This window comes from Streptomyces sp. NBC_00873 (assembly GCF_045207415.1).
Taxonomy (GTDB): Bacteria; Actinomycetota; Actinomycetes; order Streptomycetales; family Streptomycetaceae; genus Streptomyces.
This window is the reverse complement of sequence record NZ_CP108803.1, coordinates 2314265-2329982: the sequence shown is the minus strand read 5'-3', so window position 1 is coordinate 2329982 and position 15718 is coordinate 2314265. Positions and strand designations below refer to the sequence as shown.

Genomic DNA, 15718 nt, shown 5'->3' with positions numbered 1-15718 from the left:
GCAGCGCAGAGTCTGGTCCTGAACCTGACTCGTCGTCACATTTGGTAGCATTTTGGTTGTGGCTAGAGGTGATCGCCGGGAGTCGCTGAATCTGCGTGTTCCCCCGGACTTGAAGCGGCAGGTCGAGGAGTACGCCGACGAGGCGGGCATCTCGATCAACGCTGCCGCGTGTGTTCTCCTCGCCGATGCCCTGCGCCTGGAGCGGAGGCGCCAGAGGTGATCCGTGCCTACAAGTTCCTTCTGCGCCCCACTGCCGGGCAGGAAGCCGCGCTGCGGGCCATGCTCGCCGATCACTGCTCCCTGTACAACGGCGCGCTCCAGGAACGGCGGGACGCCTACCGGCACAGCTCGAAGACCGGCATCAAGTACGGCGACCAGTCGGCGCAGCTCAAGGAGATCCGGGCGGTCGACCCCGGGCGTCAGGGCCGCTGGTCCTTCTCTTCGCAGCAGGCCACGCTTCGGCGCCTGGACAAGGCATTCCAGGCGTTCTTCCGCCGCGTGAAGGCCGGTCTCACACCCGGATACCCCAGATTCAAGGGCGTTGGCCACTTCGACACCGTCATCTTCCCGAAGGACGGCGACGGCTGCCGGTGGGACTCCGCCCCGCACGACCGTCAGACCCGTGTACGCCTGCAAGGCATCGGGCACGTCCGCGTGCACCAGCACCGGCCCGTCAAGGGCCGCGTGAAGACGATCGGCGTCAAGCGGGAAGGCGACCGCTGGTACGTGGTCCTCTCGTGCGACGAGGTGCCCGTCGAGCCGCTGTCGGCCACCGGTGCGGTCGTCGGCATCGACATGGGCGTCACCCACTTCCTGACCACCTCGGACGGCGAGCACATCGCCAACCCCCGCTTCCTCGAAACGGCGGCCAGAGAACTGGCCGAGGCGCAGCGGCACCTGGCGACGTTCCCCAAGCGCACCAAGCGGCGCACGAAGGCGCACCGAGCCGCCGCACGGAAGGTCGCCAAGATCCACGCGAAGATCCGGCGCCAGCGCCTGGACCACGCCCACAAGACCGCACGCACCCTCGTACGCGACCACGACGCGATCGCGCACGAACGGTTGAACACCGCGGGCATGACCCGCACCCCCAAGCCGAAACCCGACCCCGAGCGGCCCGGCACCTTCCTTCCGAACCAGCGGGCCGCGAAGGCCGGACTGAATCGATCGATCCTCGACACGGGTTGGGGGGTGTTCCTCGCGATCCTCACGAACAAGGCTGAAAGCGCCGGTCGGACCGTCATCGCAGTGGACCCCCGTAACACCTCCCGCACCTGCCCGTCCTGCGGGCACGTCGCCAAGGAGAGCCGGGTCACCCAGGCGAAGTTCCAGTGCACGACGTGCGGCTTCACCGCGAACGCGGACCACGTCGGCGCGCTGAACGTCCTCAACAGGGCTGGGCCGGCCCTCTGCGAAGTGGCCTAGCCACCGACGCAGGAAGCCCGCGCGTTTACGCGTGGGTGGAGTCACAGCCCCTTCTTCTCCGCCACCCCGGAGTGCTGGCGGCGCATGGGGGGCAACTCGCGAGCGTCATAGGTGCGGTGGTTGATCCGGATGCCGTAGGCGTTGATCGCCTGCCACCGTTCGGGCAGCAACTCGATGTAGTCCTCGCCGCTGAGCGGGGCCGGAACGTAGCCGCACGACTCCAGCAGCGTCGCGTACTTCTCGTTTGGCGAGAAAGCCCGTTTCGGAGAGTCCGGGTCCCGCAGTGCATCGTGCGGACGGTTCTGCCAGCAGGCTTTACCGACCGCAGGAGCTCGTGCACCGGCTCTGAACTGCGGCGATTCATAGACTACATGTTCGTGACGATGGGATGGGGCTGTCGCTGTGAGTTTGATGTTTTGGCTTGCCTCGGGAGGCGTTGACCAGGCGTGTTCGTCGCCAGCGAAGACGGTCGCAGGTCATGGCCGCTGCTGCCAGAGTGCGGTCATGACTACGACACCGGATGGACGGCCCATCCCTCCCGCGCATGCTGATGAGCGCGCCATGCTGGAAGCATGGCTTGACTTTCACCGTGCGACCCTCGCCCTCAAGTGCTCGGGCCTCAAAGATGATCAATTACGAATGGCCTCGGTGGCGCCGTCGTCGATGACGCTGCTGGGTCTCGTCCAGCACATGGCTGAAGTGGAACGCAACTGGTTCCAGCGCGTGTTTACGGGCCAGGACGTGTTCCCAGTCTTCGGGGAGAGCAATGCTGATGGCTTTGGTCTTCATCCGGACCGTGGACTCGACGAGGCGACGGCTGTCTGGCAAACGGAAGTCGCTCGCGGCCGTGAGCTCATCGCCGCCGCATCACTGGACGACTCCGGTCGCCTGTCCGAACAGGAAGCTGGCCATGTAGGCGATCACGGCGTGTCGCTGCGCTGGATCATGGTCCACATGATCGAGGAGTACGCGCGTCACAATGGCCATGCCGATCTGATCCGAGAGCGCATCGACGGAGTCGCCGGGGCATGAGGCGCGTTTCCGCGACACGAATGACCGCACGGACGAGCCGCCACCCCCTCAGCTGACGGTGGCTCGTTCGGCCTGGCCGGCGGGATCACGGGATGGGCCCGTCCACCGGGGCGGTGGACGGGCCATGAGGTATCAGCGGGATGCGATCAGGCCGACGGTTCCGGCCCGGTGAGGCGGGCTTCGAGGTCTGCGACGCGTCGGCCCTGGAAGCGGAGGTTAGAGCGGGCGGCTTTGAGCCGCTCGTCGAGGGTGCGGTTGTCGGTGCTCAGTTGGCGGACCCTTTGTTTGAGGGTGGTGTTCTCGGTGGTAATCCGCTGGATGGCCTCTTCGGTCCACTCGGCTTGCAAGTCCCTTATCTGGCCGAGGAGTTCGCTGATTCGGGTGCGCTGGGCGAGGATCTCGGCCTGGGCTGCCTTGAGTGCGTCCTCGGCGTTCAGCGCGCGCTCGCGCCAGGTCGCCTCGCGCTCGTCGTCCTGTTCGGCGAGCATCCGGGACCGCCGGTCACCGGCCTCCGCCATCGCCATAGCGACGGCGGCCCGGGCCTCGGGGTTGTCATAGAGGAAAGTGCGTGAGACGTTCGCCCGCAGGGCGACAGCAGCGACGCTGACCTGGGCTTTCTCGCGCCGCAGCCGGGTGATGGACTCGCAAACCCGCAGGAGGGCTGAGTCGGTCCTGCTGCGGCGTGCTGCCAGGGCAGCGGCGGTGCGGGGCTCGGGGACGGTGTTCATGCGACGTCCTGTTCGGGGTCGGTGTCCTCGGGTGTGTACGTATTTCTGTACTCGCTCTCCCCTTCGGCGCCCACGTCGACGAGGTCGGCGGCGCGGAAGGCAGTGGACCAGACGCGGTGGAAGTAGTCCTGGGGTTTGCGCAGGTCCAGGGCGAGGGCGTCGTCGAGCAGGCCGAGGCCGGCCAGGGCCTTCTCCAGACCGTCGATGGCGCGGGCGGTGGGTTCGAAGTAGACGTGCAGGTAGTCGGCGGTGGCGTCATCCGGGGCGCCCTCGGCCAGCAGTCGCCACGGCTCGCGCTTGCGCCTCCAGTAGAGAAGATCGGCCCCGGGCAGGACGAACTTGTCGCAGGAATGGCAGTTGAGACTCCAGGGGCAGTCCCCGCCGTCGACGACGGGCTGGAAGGTGCAGAAGCCGCCCTCGGCGGGGGTGCTGCGGCGGCCAAGGTCGATCGCGATGGCCATGGCGTGCTCTTGGTTGAGTGGCGTGAGGTCGTCGGTGAGGATTTCGCCGGGGTTGGCGGCGCCGGGGCCAGCCACCCAGACGTGCTGGAGCACGCTCTCCAGGTCGGACTGAGCGAGGTGGACATAACGCTCGGCCATGCGCTCGGATACCTGACCGAGGTAGCGGCGGATGTGGGTCAGGCTCGCTCCGGCTCGCAGCAGGCTGGTGGCCAGCGAGTGCCGGGCTTGATGGGGCACCCACCGGCCGATGTCGAGACCGTTGATCCATGCTTTGAAGCCCCGGTGGAACCACTGGTAGGACAGGGGCCGACGGCTGTCGCTGTTGCGCTGGTTGCTGGGAAACAGCGGCAGATGGGCGCGTTCCTCCGGGGTCGGCGGGCGGTTGTGGCGAGTGGCGAACAACGCCAGGGTCTTGCGCTGTCGCGCTTCCAGCCGCTGGTGGAGCTGTTCAGGGATGCGGATCGCGGCGTCGTAGTTGCCGACCTTCGTCTGGTCGTGCCAGAGCATGGGGAGCCCGCCGTAGCGGCCCAGGCAGTCCAGACGCAGTTTGATCACCTCGCTGCAGCGCCGTCCGGTGACGATGATGGTCTCCCAGGCGTCTCGGAGTCCGCGGTCTGCCGGGTCGTGGCAGGCGGCGAGCGTCTGCAGGTTCGTCTCCGCGGCGAGGGCTCGGGCGACTTCGTCGGAGAAGGGGGTCTGTGTCCGGGTGATGATCCTGCCCGGAGAGGGCATGGCGGTGACGAAACCCCGGTCGAGGCCGAGCCGTTCGGCTTCGCCGGATTCCAGGGCTTCCAGGAGGATCCGCCGGGTGCGGGTGAAGACCATCTGGCGGGTGTAGGCGGTCACGATGGACGGTTTGCCGTGCAGGCCTTTCACTCCCAGGGACGGCAGTCCGTCCAGTTCGCGGAGTCGTTGGTCGGCGGCGAAGTCGTGGACGTGGTGCGGCCGAAGCAGCCTTGGGTCGTGACCGCCGCCGGGGGCCTGGATCTCCAGGAAGGCGCTGAGTTCGGTGCAGGCTCGCCGGGTGCCGTCGAAGGTGTGACCTGAGCGCGGGCAGCTCGGGGATCGCAGTATCGCGGCGAAATGATCCCAGGCCAGGTCGCGGAGCCATCGCTGAGATATCGAGGTCAGGTCGATGCGTGGCGACCGGTTGTTCAGCCTGCGGCCGAAGTGCACAGTGTTCAGGTAACCCTGCTCGCGGGTCTGCTCCGGCGTCACATAGAGCGGGGTGAGCAGGTCGATGAGGATCCGGGCGAGGTAGGAGGCTTCCCGGCCGACTGTGGTCAGCCGACCCCCTTCCTCGTCCGGGTCCACGCTGCCGGCGGCCAGGTCGGTGAGCGAGTGAAATCCGTGGTCGCGGCAGTAGTCCGCCAGGCTCTGGATCTGGGTGAGTTCCCAGCGCCTGCCCGATCCACGGGCATGGACGAACAGTCCCCACTGAATCTCGGCTCTCAGGAGCGGGTGCAGGCCGCGGAGGTTGATCTGACCCGGTCGGGATACCGGCGCCATCCTTGAGCACCACCACCGGAAGTCCGACTCGTTGTCGTAGGAGACTGGCACTGGCGAACCGACCCGCTCGTAGCGGTTGCCCCACTGCGCTGGCAGCACCGCCCCGCCCGGCCGTCCTTCCCTGAGATAGCGCCGGTGGTGCCGATAGCAGAGCCCCAGGGGCGATTCCGCCAGGTCAGGGCAGACCACAGCTTTGCAGCGTCCATATCCGGGCCGGGGCAGTTGCTTGGCCAGCCAGGTGTCGAAGTCGGCGGCGTCTCCGTGTCGGTCGCGGTAGTGATACCAGCTGAACTGGTGGTGGTGACACAATTTCAAGGTCAACTGGCGCGACGGCCGCTCGGGGCAAAGCCGACACAGTCGCTCACGCAGTTCCTCGCCGTGCCCGACCAGATCGGCGGTGCGCAGGAAGTCCGCTCGGGACCGCTCAGCGCGCAGCTGCCGCCACGCAGTCTCGTGGGCGCCGCAGAGATCTCCCCGGCCCGCCCTCGGTCGCTCGCAATCGGTGACCAGGCAGACCCATCGGTAGACGGGGTGGTCCGGTGGGATCTCGACGATCTCCGAGCGGAACACGGGGTCGAAGGACGGAGAGTTGACCAGGGCGGTCATGATCTCCAACCGGTCCCGTCCCTCCCGGCTATCCCGCACCGGGGTCAGAACAGGCGCGGTCACCGCGTCTCACCCCAGACCGCGCGCAGAGCGGAGTCGAAGGCGGGGTCGTGGATGTCGACGTGTCCGTAGACCTCGTCGACCGTGGCGGCCGAGGCCCAGCCGCCGGTATCCCGGGCTATCAGCAGGTTGCCGTCGGCAGCGTCGAGGACCGCGGAGGTGAACGTGTGCTGGAAGGCATGGGGCTTCACCAGCCCGAGCCCGGCGCGTTTCCCGGCCCGGCCGAGCATCCGCCGGGCACCGACCGGCGCCCACGGCTGTCCGGCGCTGGCACCGTGCAGTTGGACCAGGAGCATGCCGTGTCCGGCGCCGCGCGGATACTCGCTGGTGAGGTACTCGAAGTAGGTGTGCACCATCTCCGGGCTGACCCGTTTGATCAGCCCGCCGGTGACCGTGCCGTGTTCGACTTGCCAGGGGTGCTTGGTCTTGGCCTCGGCCCGGTTCGGGTTGCCGGGCCGGTGGCAGACGTGCAGGTGCGGGGTGCGGCACTCGCCGCAGGACGCGTTCTTGCGCAGGTGCAGGTCGGCCAGGTGCAGCCCGCAGAGCTCGCCAATCCGCAGGCCACCGTCGGCCAGCCAGGTCACCACCATCCGGTCCCGGGCCGAGTTCGCCGTCTCCAGCAGCTTCTCCCTCGCCCCGTCGGGCAGCATCTTCGGGTGCCGGCGGTGCGGTCCTTTCGGCGCGAGCGGGTTCGCCGGCATCGCGGACTTCACATGCCCGAGGAACGAGCGGCGACGGTCCACCCGCGACGGCAGCCGCGTGCCATCGAGCTTCTCACCAAGGCCCACGTTGACGCCGAGGGAGGCTTGGTGCAGATAGAAGCCCTTCAGGCAGGAGGCCGCGATCGACAGCGCGGACCGACCATAGGGACGCTTGCCCACCCGCCACGGCTCCCCGAGCGGCATATGGACCTCGGCGCCGACGATGCCCATGTACCTTTCCAGGTCACGCAGTTGGACCGTCGCGAAGTCCAGGCACTCGCGCTCCAGCCATCGCAGATGGTCCACCAGGTAGTACGCGTAGGTTTTCTGTGTGCCTGAGCCGTCATGGACGCGCAGGAACCGGTCCGCCTCGGCGTGGAGCGTGCTCTCCGGCCAGACGATGGTCCACGACCTTCGCCCGCCCTTCCGCTGGACCCTCAAGTCCCCAACAACAAGCTGCCGTGCCACTCGTCCTCCGTACCGACTCCAGAACATGACGAACGTCCTGAACCCGGTCGGTAAACAAGCCCATGACGTCCACGCCACAGGCTCGAACGGACATCACGAACAGCACAAACCACGGTCGGTAAAGACGGCGACGGTCCACTCCTCCAGCAAGCTCTGCAACTCGGGCAAGGACCACAGTGGCCCGTTCTCCAGGCCCCGGCCCCGGCGGTCCACCGACCGGCCGGTGTAGCCTGCGACGAACTGCGCGAACAGGGTCGCCACCGACCCCAGCGTTTTCTCGATCGCGCCCTTCTCGAAGGGTGACGCCTTGTGAGTCGGCTGAAGGCTGATGCCCAGGTAGCGGCAAGAGGCGCGGAAGTTGTTCGAGATGAAGACCTTGCCGTGGTCGCAGACGATCGTGTCCGGCACGATCACCGGCTTCGCGGCCGCGTGCTCCAGCCCCTCGTCCAAAGCCAGCAGCCGCCGGTGCGGCATCGCCGACCTCGACATCCGAAGGGCCTCGGACCAGCCAGGACGCATCGTCTCCGGGGTGATGCTCCGGGCCAGGAGAGCAGAGGCGTCGGCCGCTTTTGTCGTCGGTCGCAGCACCACAGCGGCCAGTGACCTGGTCGCCAGGTCGATCATGGCCGTCAACTCGACCTTCTCGGCAATGCCGTCGTCCAGCCGTACCAGGACATCCAGCGGAGTGGAGTCGATCTGCATCCATTCGCCCGGCGCGCAGGCGGGCACCTCCCCGAACGGACCGGCCGGACGCGCGTTCACCGAGCCTGTCGCGTGGGTTCCGGCCGCCAGCCTGTCGAACAGCCGATAGAGCGTGCGCTCGGACGGCATCTCGACACCTTCCGCGTCCTCGCGTGCGTTCAGGATCTGGGTCGCCCGCCAGACCACGAAGCCGATCGTTTTCGACGACGCCTCGGCGGTCTCCTCGATCGCCTCCCGCATCGCCTCGACCACCGCCGGGGCGACCCGGCCGAACGATGGCATCTGTTTGGCCGACCGGCCATCGGCCAGTCCTACCGGCCCGTCGCGCTGGTAGCGCTGGCGCCGCTGCTTGACGCCGCTGGCCGTCATCGCGTGCCCGCCCGCCGTCAGCTCGGCAGCCTTGGCCCGCTCCCGTTGAGCCGGCGAGTTCCGTTCCGGATCGAACTCCGGCCGTGGCACCGTCCCCGCAGGAGCATCCGGCGGTAAGCCGTCAAGAACCTCCAGAATGTGCCTCTCCCACCAGCGAGCCTGTTCAGCGGCGCTCTCCGGGAATTCCGCGATCCTGCCCGTCGGAGGCACTCGTCGCACTTTCCCCGTCACCGTCCACCTCCGTCCGCCAGGCGCACGATGGTGGACGGCCCCAGCAACTCGACCGCCAGTCCCTCGGCGGCCACTTCCTGGAGCCAGAGGAGATGGAACAAGCCAGGCAGCGTCTCAAGCCGGTCGCCGGCGGCATCGGCTCCGATCATCAGCGGGACCGGGGCCGAGAGAGCTGCCCGGAGCCGGTTCACGACCGGTCCGTGCAGGCACCGCGGGTGCCGGTAGCGCGACAGCCACCGAACATTCGCCAGAAGCGCCGCATCCGGCACCCCGACCCGCTCGAAGCCCCATCCTGCCTGGCCGCAGGCCAGGCGGGTGACCTCGAACGCTTCCGCGTCCTTCGGCTCGATCCGTTTATCGGCGCGGACATCGACGACCACCGCCGAGCCGTCCGTGCGGCGTACGAAGTAGTCCGGAGCGTGCCGACGCTCCCGCTCGCCGTCGTGCCAGTGCAGCCAGAACGGTTGCGAGGCGATTCCCACCACCTCGGGATCGAAGTCCATCAGCAGAAGCCGGTCCCGCTCCGGCCACGATTCGAAACCGACGTGCTGCCCGGTCGTTGCCGCCCAGTACCAGCCGGAGAAGTGACGCTCACCGCGCGCCCAGCGAAACGGCCGTACGGCGGCCACGTCCTCGAACCGGGCCGTCACACAGTCCAGCAGCGGACGCCGCCGACGCTCGCGTACAGCATCCACGTACGACACTCGACGTACGGCTCTGCAAGATTTACCCCGACCGGTACGGCCATCCAGCACCCCCAGCGCGTCACCTCGTACGACTAGGTTCGCTGGCAAGGAAGCCGAAACGACTGGGTTCGCTGTCAAACGCCTCGATTGGATGACAGCGGTCACGGGCAGCCGGGCATGACCGTTCCGCGGTGATGTACTAGAGTTATCTCGACATCGAGATATCTGCCGAAGGTGCACCGCAGCCGCCGAACCGTAAGGGTTACCTAACTAAGCCTTACCTCAGCGGATGGTCGAGGAGCCGTAGGCGGCACCACGCAGCGCCCGCCGTAATGAGGCGCGGCGCGGTGGTACGCGCACATTGATGAAGGAGACTGTCGTGTCGGCGAACAGCTTCGACGCCCGCAGCACGCTGCGCGTGGGCGACGAGTCGTACGAGATCTTCAAGCTGGACAAGGTCGAGGGCTCCGCGCGCCTCCCTTACAGCCTGAAGGTGCTGCTGGAGAACCTGCTCCGCACCGAGGACGGCGCGAACATCACCGCCGACCACATCCGGGCGCTGGGTGGCTGGGACTCCCAGGCCCAGCCCAGCCAGGAGATCCAGTTCACGCCGGCCCGCGTGATCATGCAGGACTTCACCGGTGTTCCGTGTGTCGTGGACCTCGCCACCATGCGTGAGGCCGTGAAGGAGCTCGGCGGCGACCCGGCGAAGATCAACCCCCTCGCGCCGGCCGAGCTGGTCATCGACCACTCCGTCATCGCGGACAAGTTCGGCACCAACGACGCGTTCGCGCAGAACGTCGAGCTGGAGTACGGCCGCAACAAGGAGCGCTACCAGTTCCTGCGCTGGGGCCAGACCGCCTTCGACGAGTTCAAGGTCGTCCCCCCGGGCACCGGCATCGTCCACCAGGTCAACATCGAGCACCTGGCCCGTACGGTCATGGTCCGGGGTGGCCAGGCGTACCCCGACACCCTCGTCGGCACCGACTCGCACACCACCATGGTCAACGGCCTCGGCGTGCTGGGCTGGGGTGTCGGCGGCATCGAGGCCGAGGCCGCGATGCTCGGCCAGCCGGTCTCCATGCTCATCCCGCGCGTCGTCGGCTTCAAGCTGACCGGCGAGCTGAAGCCCGGCACCACCGCCACCGACCTCGTGCTGACCATCACCGAGATGCTCCGCAAGCACGGCGTCGTCGGCAAGTTCGTCGAGTTCTACGGTGAGGGCGTCGCCGCCACCTCCCTCGCGAACCGCGCCACCATCGGCAACATGTCGCCGGAGTTCGGCTCCACCGCCGCGATCTTCCCGATCGACGACGAGACGCTGAAGTACCTGCGTCTGACCGGCCGTGACGAGCAGCAGGTCGCGCTCGTCGAGGCGTACGCCAAGGAGCAGGGCCTCTGGCTCGACCCGGCCGCCGAGCCGGACTTCTCCGAGAAGCTGGAGCTCGACCTCTCCACGGTCGTCCCCTCCATCGCCGGCCCGAAGCGCCCGCAGGACCGCATCGTCCTCGCCAACGCCTCGCAGCAGTTCGCGCAGGACGTCCGCAACTACGTCTCCGAGGACGAGGAGTCCGGCAAGGAGTCCTTCCCGGCCTCCGACTCGCCGGCCTCCTCCAACGGTGTGCCGTCGCGTCCGACCACGGTCACGGCCCCCGACGGAACGACGTACGAGATCGACCACGGCGCCGTCACCGTCGCCGCGATCACGTCCTGCACCAACACCTCGAACCCGTACGTCATGGTCGCCGCGGCGCTCGTGGCCAAGAAGGCGGTCGAGAAGGGCCTGACCCGCAAGCCGTGGGTCAAGACCACGCTCGCCCCGGGTTCCAAGGTCGTCACCGACTACTTCGACAAGGCGGGCCTGACCCCGTACCTCGACAAGGTCGGCTTCAACCTCGTCGGCTACGGCTGCACCACCTGCATCGGCAACTCCGGCCCGCTGCCGGAGGAGGTCTCCAAGGCGGTCAACGAGCACGACCTGGCCGTGACCTCGGTGCTCTCCGGCAACCGTAACTTCGAGGGCCGCATCAACCCCGACGTCAAGATGAACTACCTGGCGTCCCCGCCGCTGGTCGTCGCGTACGCCATCGCCGGTTCGATGAAGGTCGACATCACCAAGGACGCCCTGGGCATCGACCAGGACGGCAAGCCGGTCCACCTCGCGGACATCTGGCCCACCGAGGCCGAGGTCAACGACGTCGTCGCCAACTCCATCGGCGAGGACATGTTCAACAAGTCCTACCGGGACGTCTTCGCGGGCGACGCCCAGTGGCAGGCGCTGTCGATCCCGACCGGCAACACCTTCGAGTGGGACCCGCAGTCCACCTACGTGCGCAAGCCCCCTTACTTCGAGGGCATGACGATGGAGACCACCCCGGTCTCCGACATCACCGGCGCCCGCGTGCTGGCGAAGCTGGGCGACTCGGTCACCACCGACCACATCTCCCCGGCCGGTGCGATCAAGGCCGACACCCCGGCCGGCACGTACCTGACGGAGCACGGCGTCGAGCGCCGCGACTTCAACTCGTACGGCTCGCGCCGCGGTAACCACGAGGTCATGATTCGCGGCACGTTCGCGAACATCCGCCTGCGCAACCAGATCGCCCCGGGCACCGAGGGTGGTTACACCCGCGACTTCACCCAGGCCGATGCCCCCGTGTCGTTCATCTACGACGCCTCGCAGAACTACCAGGCCGCCGGCACCCCGCTGGTCATCCTGGCGGGCAAGGAGTACGGCTCCGGCTCGTCCCGTGACTGGGCCGCCAAGGGCACCGCGCTCCTCGGCGTCAAGGCCGTCATCGCCGAGTCGTACGAGCGCATCCACCGCTCGAACCTCATCGGCATGGGCGTTCTCCCGCTCCAGTTCCCGGAGGGCGCGAGCGCCGAGGCCCTCGGCCTCACCGGCGAGGAGACCTTCTCCTTCACCGGCGTGACCGAGCTGAACAACGGCACCACGCCGCGCACGGTGAAGGTCTCCACCGACACCGGTGTGGAGTTCGACGCGGTCGTCCGCATCGACACTCCCGGTGAGGCGGACTACTACCGAAACGGCGGCATCATGCAGTACGTGCTCCGCAGCCTGATCCGCAAGTAGGGTCCGGCAGCAGGAGGAAGGGCCGCATCCCGGTGACGGGGTGCGGCCCTTCGGCGTCATGCGGCGGTGGTGAGCATGTGAATGCCGTGCAGCTGCGTCATGACGTCCCGCAGCGAGCGGCAGTCGCGCGGCCCCGCACCCGGCAATGGCCGCGTCGCGCCATGACCGTCCTCCAGTGCGTCGGCCGGCCCCGTACGGCCGTGCCCCGCGCGCGACGGCATCGGGCTTCTCCCGCAGGGCGATGCAGCGGCGGGCCGGGCCGTCGATCGGACGGCCGGTGCCGGCGGTTCATGCGTGGGCTCCTTCTCGCGAGACGGGTGCGGCCTTCGTCCTCGCGGCGGTCCGGGGCAGCAGCTGTACGAGACCGGCGAGCGCCAGGGCCACCAGGACCAGGTAGACCAGCCCGTGCCGGAAGGCGGTCGGCACACCGTCGGCGAGGCTGCCGTAGTAGACGATGCCGACGACGCCGACCCCGAGCGCCCCGCCCACCTGCTGCGCCGTGGTGAGCACCCCGGCGGCGGCCCCGGCGTGCTGCGGGGCGACCCGGGACAGCACGGTGGTCATGATCGGGGCGAGCGCCAGGCCCATGCCGATGCCGTCGAGGACGAGCACCGGAACCAGCCATCCGATCGCCACGTCCTGCGCCACGAGGACGAACAGCACGCCCAGCCCCAGCGCTCTGGTCAGCCCGCCGAGGGCGATCGTCTGCCGGCCGATCCGCGCCACCAGTCGCGGCGCGAGCAGCGAAGCGCCCAGATAGCCCGCGCCGATCGGCACGAAGACCAGCCCGGCCCCCAGCGCGTCGAGACCCCGTCCCTGCTGGGCGTAGAGAGCGAAGATCAGGAAGTAGGCGGCCATGCCCATGCTGAAGGCAAGTGCGGTGAACAGCCCTGTGGTGAAGGCTCGTTGACGGAACAGGGCCGGGTCGATCAGCGGAGCGTCGTACCGCCGCCGCCTGCCGTACGCCACGAAGAGCCCTGCCGCGCCGGCGAACGACGCCCAGGTCCACAGCGGCCAGCCCTGCTCGCGCCCCTCGATCAGTGGCAGCAGCGTGGCGACCAGGGCCGAGGTGACGAGTGCGGCGCCACCGAGGTCGAGCCGGACAGCCTCCGGAACCCGGCTCTCCGGAATCACCCGCCGGGCGACCGCCAGCACCGCGATGCCGATCGGAACATTGATCAGGAAGCAGGCCCGCCAGCCCAGCCCGAACAGATCCGCATGGATGAGCACGCCGCCGATGAGCTGCCCGAACACCGCGGCAAGACCCATGGTCAACGCATAGGCGTTGATGGCCCTGAGCTGGGCGGGTCCGGTGTACGCGGTGCGGACGATCGCCAGCACCTGCGGTGAGAGGAGTGCGGCCGCGGCGCCCTGCACGACGCGGGCGGCGACCAGCGCCGCCGCGTCGGGCGCCAGACCGCAGGCGATCGAGGCGAGCGTGAAGAGTCCCATCCCGAGCATGAGCGTGCGGCGGCGTCCATGGATGTCGCCGAGCCGTCCGCCGAGGATCAGTCCGGAGCCGTACGCCAGGGCGTATCCGGCGACCACCCACTCGATGGCGGCGGAACCGGCATGCAGGTCGCGCTGGGTGGCCGGAATGGCCACATTCACGATGAAGAAGTCGAGGACCGTGATGAAGACACCGGTCAGTACGGCCGGCAGGGTGCCCGCACGTGGCATGGCTGTTCTCCCCAGGAGGTCGAAGGAGTGGATAGAACGATCGGTCTACGTCGAGTGACGCCCCATAGTAGATAGACCGGTTGTTCTACCGTCAACCCCGTGTCAGAATCGGTGACGTGACGACGACGAGACCGGGCCCCCGCGAACGGCTGCTGGAAGCGGCCCGTGACCTCACGTACACCCATGGCGTGCACGTGGGGGTGGACGCGATCCTCAAACAGGCCGAGGTCGCCCGCCGCTCGCTCTACCAGCACTTCGGCGGCAAGGACGGCCTGATCGCCGAACTCCTGCGCAGCTACCCGGGCGACGCCCGCTACCGCCAGGTGATGGACGACGCCGGTGACGACCCGCGCCGGCGGATCCTCGCGGTCTTCGACGAGCTGGAGAACGTCACCCAGCGCCCGGCGTTCCACGGCTGCCGCTACACGTCGGCGGACCTGGCCCTCACCGACCCGGAGCACCCCGCGCACGCGGCGGTCCGTGCCTTCAAGGACGGCCTGCACGAGCTGTTCACCACCGAACTGACCCGCTACGGCCACCCGGCCCCGGAGTTCGGCGCCAATCAGCTCCTGGTGCTGATCGACGGCACCCTGGCCCACGCGGTGACCCGCCCGGACGCCCATCCGGCCCTGGCGGCGCGGGCAATGGCGGAGCTGCTGCTCGACGCGAGCGCCTGACTGGCGCGGTGGTGGGTGCCCCTGGTCGGAAGCCCGGCGGTCACTGACGTACGGATCCGGGCGGCGGTGACCGGCGCGAACACGACGACGACCGTGCGACGACCGGCCGGACCTCCGATGTGCCTACTGAACTGCTTCAGAACGCGCGGCTCTTGACACCCTTGACGAAGGACATCCAGCCGGTCGCGCGGAAGACGAGCACCGGGCCGTCCGTGATCTTGCTGTCGCGCACGGGAACGAGGCCCGAAGCGCCGTCGGCCACCTCCACGCAGCTGCCGCCGTCCCCGTTGCTGTAGGTCGACTTGCGCCAGGCGGCCGAATTCGGTTCAGGTGCGGTGCTCATCGGCTGCGTGCTCCTTCGCCGCCGATTCGATCAGGGCCAGGGACGTCTCCGGCGACAGAGCGACGGCCCTGGCCAGATCGTATGAGGATTGAAAGTCCGCCACCAGGGCGGGTTCGTCGACCAGTTGGCCCGTGTAGGAACCTTCGGTGTACACAACCGGCGGAGCATCGGCGAACTGCATGAGCGAGACCATGGTGTTCAGGAACGGATGTGCACCGGCGGAAAAGGGCAACACCTGCAGAACGATGTGCGGGTGGGTGCGTGCCATCTCGACGAGATGCATCAGCTGGTCGTGCATCGCGACGGGACCGCCAAGGGGTACCCGGAGTGAGGCCTCATGGAGAATCGCCCAGAAGAGGGGCTGATCGCTGCCTGTGAGTAGTTGGGCACGTTCCATGCGTGTGTTGACGTGTTGCTCGACGACGTCATTCGGGGCGTACCGCTGTACGGACTTCGTCAGTGCTCTCGCGTAGACAGGTGTCTGGAGCATTCCCGGGATCACCATGGGGGCGAACTCGTTGATCGCTGTTGCCCGTTGTTCCAGTTCCGCGGCGTCGGCGAAGTAGTCCGCCACCTTCGACTTCCCGGCCAGCCGGCACAGCCGTTCCAGATGCTCCCCGCTACCGAAGAGCTGATCGAAGACGCGGGACATGTCGATCTGCGGCCGCCGATTCGCCGACTCGAACTGCCCGATGTACGAACCCGAGCAGAACACCCGCTCGCCCAGCTGCTCCTGGGACAGCCCGGCGGCCTCGCGCAGGCGGCGTAATTCGGAGCCGTAGAAGGCTCGTGGATTGGTGTACGGGTCCAGTTCCTTGGGTTGCGGCATGTGGCGGAATGTAGCCGGACACGAGGCCGCCGGACTCGGAAACGAGGTACCGGCCACCCCATCGTGGACGGTCCGGAATGCAATCGTGGATCAGCGGGTTTGCAACCTTCGCAGCAC

At 68.1% G+C, this 15718-nt stretch carries 14 protein-coding genes and 1 pseudogene; 5 read left to right on the top strand and 10 right to left on the bottom strand.

Annotated elements, in window-relative coordinates; translation table 11 throughout:
- The first annotated feature begins 58 nt into the window (after nt 1-58).
- Nucleotides 59-220 carry a toxin-antitoxin system HicB family antitoxin gene (locus OH809_RS10465; RefSeq protein ID WP_406422662.1) on the top strand — a complete coding sequence of 54 codons (162 nt, stop codon included), beginning with the start codon at nt 59-61 and terminating at the stop codon, nt 218-220.
- The gene (locus tag OH809_RS10460; RefSeq protein ID WP_406422663.1) at nt 217-1425 is read left to right on the top strand and encodes an RNA-guided endonuclease InsQ/TnpB family protein; all 1209 of its coding nucleotides are present in this window, start codon (nt 217-219) and stop codon (nt 1423-1425) included. Before OH809_RS10465 ends, OH809_RS10460 begins: the two co-directional genes overlap by 4 nt.
- A 44-nt stretch (nt 1426-1469) precedes the next feature.
- On the opposite strand, the pseudogene OH809_RS10455 reads toward OH809_RS10460, so the two are convergent.
- A pseudogene (locus tag OH809_RS10455) lies at nt 1470-1739 on the bottom strand (integrase); the annotation flags it as partial.
- A gap of 190 nt (nt 1740-1929) precedes the next feature.
- On the opposite strand from OH809_RS10455, the gene OH809_RS10450 reads away from it, so the two are divergent.
- On the top strand, nt 1930-2457 hold the full coding sequence (locus OH809_RS10450; RefSeq protein WP_406422664.1) for a DinB family protein: 528 nt from the start codon (nt 1930-1932) through the stop codon (nt 2455-2457).
- 146 nt (nt 2458-2603) lie between these two features.
- On the opposite strand, the gene OH809_RS10445 is transcribed toward OH809_RS10450, so the two are convergent.
- From OH809_RS10445 to OH809_RS10425, 5 genes are all read right to left on the bottom strand, one after another.
- Nucleotides 2604-3185 carry a DUF6262 family protein gene (locus tag OH809_RS10445; protein WP_406422665.1) on the bottom strand — a complete coding sequence of 194 codons (582 nt, stop codon included), beginning with the start codon at nt 3183-3185 and terminating at the stop codon, nt 2604-2606.
- Nucleotides 3182-5824: a tyrosine-type recombinase/integrase gene (locus OH809_RS10440; RefSeq protein WP_406515023.1), complete on the bottom strand. Its 2643-nt coding sequence runs from the start codon at nt 5822-5824 to the stop codon at nt 3182-3184. Before OH809_RS10440 ends, OH809_RS10445 begins: the two co-directional genes overlap by 4 nt.
- Entirely contained in the window at nt 5821-6963 is a 1143-nt protein-coding gene (locus OH809_RS10435) for a tyrosine-type recombinase/integrase (protein ID WP_406422667.1), read from the bottom strand. The genes OH809_RS10440 and OH809_RS10435 overlap by 4 nt, the downstream gene beginning before the upstream one ends.
- A gap of 120 nt (nt 6964-7083) precedes the next feature.
- Nucleotides 7084-8061, bottom strand: a complete 978-nt coding sequence (locus OH809_RS10430; protein ID WP_406422668.1) for a transposase family protein — start codon at nt 8059-8061, stop codon at nt 7084-7086.
- Nucleotides 8062-8288: 227 nt separating this feature from the next.
- Complete coding sequence (locus tag OH809_RS10425) at nt 8289-8987, bottom strand: TnsA-like heteromeric transposase endonuclease subunit (RefSeq protein WP_406422669.1); 699 nt, start codon at nt 8985-8987, stop codon at nt 8289-8291.
- Between the two features lie 370 nt (nt 8988-9357).
- Between OH809_RS10425 and acnA the strand changes: the two genes are divergently transcribed.
- Complete coding sequence (gene acnA, locus OH809_RS10420) at nt 9358-12072, top strand: aconitate hydratase AcnA (RefSeq protein ID WP_406422670.1); 2715 nt, start codon at nt 9358-9360, stop codon at nt 12070-12072.
- A 56-nt stretch (nt 12073-12128) separates the two neighbouring features.
- On the opposite strand, the gene OH809_RS10415 is transcribed toward acnA, so the two are convergent.
- Together OH809_RS10415 and OH809_RS10410 are read right to left on the bottom strand one after the other, a co-directional pair.
- Nucleotides 12129-12293, bottom strand: a complete 165-nt coding sequence (locus OH809_RS10415; RefSeq protein WP_406422671.1) for a hypothetical protein — start codon at nt 12291-12293, stop codon at nt 12129-12131.
- Between the two features lie 67 nt (nt 12294-12360).
- Nucleotides 12361-13752 (bottom strand): MFS transporter, encoded by a 1392-nt coding sequence (locus OH809_RS10410; RefSeq protein WP_406422672.1) that lies wholly within the window; start codon nt 13750-13752, stop codon nt 12361-12363.
- 116 nt (nt 13753-13868) lie between these two features.
- Between OH809_RS10410 and OH809_RS10405 the strand changes: the two genes are divergently transcribed.
- Nucleotides 13869-14429: a TetR/AcrR family transcriptional regulator gene (locus OH809_RS10405; RefSeq protein WP_406422673.1), complete on the top strand. Its 561-nt coding sequence runs from the start codon at nt 13869-13871 to the stop codon at nt 14427-14429.
- Between the two features lie 136 nt (nt 14430-14565).
- Here the strand turns inward: OH809_RS10405 and OH809_RS10400 are convergent, their stop codons facing one another.
- Both OH809_RS10400 and OH809_RS10395 read right to left on the bottom strand, forming a co-directional pair.
- Nucleotides 14566-14772 carry a DUF397 domain-containing protein gene (locus OH809_RS10400; protein WP_406422674.1) on the bottom strand — a complete coding sequence of 69 codons (207 nt, stop codon included), beginning with the start codon at nt 14770-14772 and terminating at the stop codon, nt 14566-14568.
- Nucleotides 14756-15601, bottom strand: a complete 846-nt coding sequence (locus OH809_RS10395) for a Scr1 family TA system antitoxin-like transcriptional regulator (protein ID WP_406422675.1) — start codon at nt 15599-15601, stop codon at nt 14756-14758. The genes OH809_RS10400 and OH809_RS10395 overlap by 17 nt, the downstream gene beginning before the upstream one ends.
- Nucleotides 15602-15718 lie beyond the last annotated feature (117 nt).

Excerpts from the sequence above, each read along its gene's own strand:
- OH809_RS10450 (WP_406422664.1), top strand. The coding sequence starts at position 1,930 with ATGACTACGACACCGGATGGACGGCCCATCCCTCCCGCGCATGCTGAT.
- OH809_RS10445 (WP_406422665.1), bottom strand. The coding sequence starts at position 3,185 with ATGAACACCGTCCCCGAGCCCCGCACCGCCGCTGCCCTGGCAGCACGC.
- OH809_RS10430 (WP_406422668.1), bottom strand. The coding sequence starts at position 8,061 with ATGACGGCCAGCGGCGTCAAGCAGCGGCGCCAGCGCTACCAGCGCGAC.
- OH809_RS10415 (WP_406422671.1), bottom strand. The coding sequence starts at position 12,293 with ATGCCGTCGCGCGCGGGGCACGGCCGTACGGGGCCGGCCGACGCACTG.
- OH809_RS10410 (WP_406422672.1), bottom strand. The coding sequence starts at position 13,752 with ATGCCACGTGCGGGCACCCTGCCGGCCGTACTGACCGGTGTCTTCATC.
- OH809_RS10400 (WP_406422674.1), bottom strand. The coding sequence starts at position 14,772 with ATGAGCACCGCACCTGAACCGAATTCGGCCGCCTGGCGCAAGTCGACC.
- OH809_RS10395 (WP_406422675.1), bottom strand. The coding sequence starts at position 15,601 with ATGCCGCAACCCAAGGAACTGGACCCGTACACCAATCCACGAGCCTTC.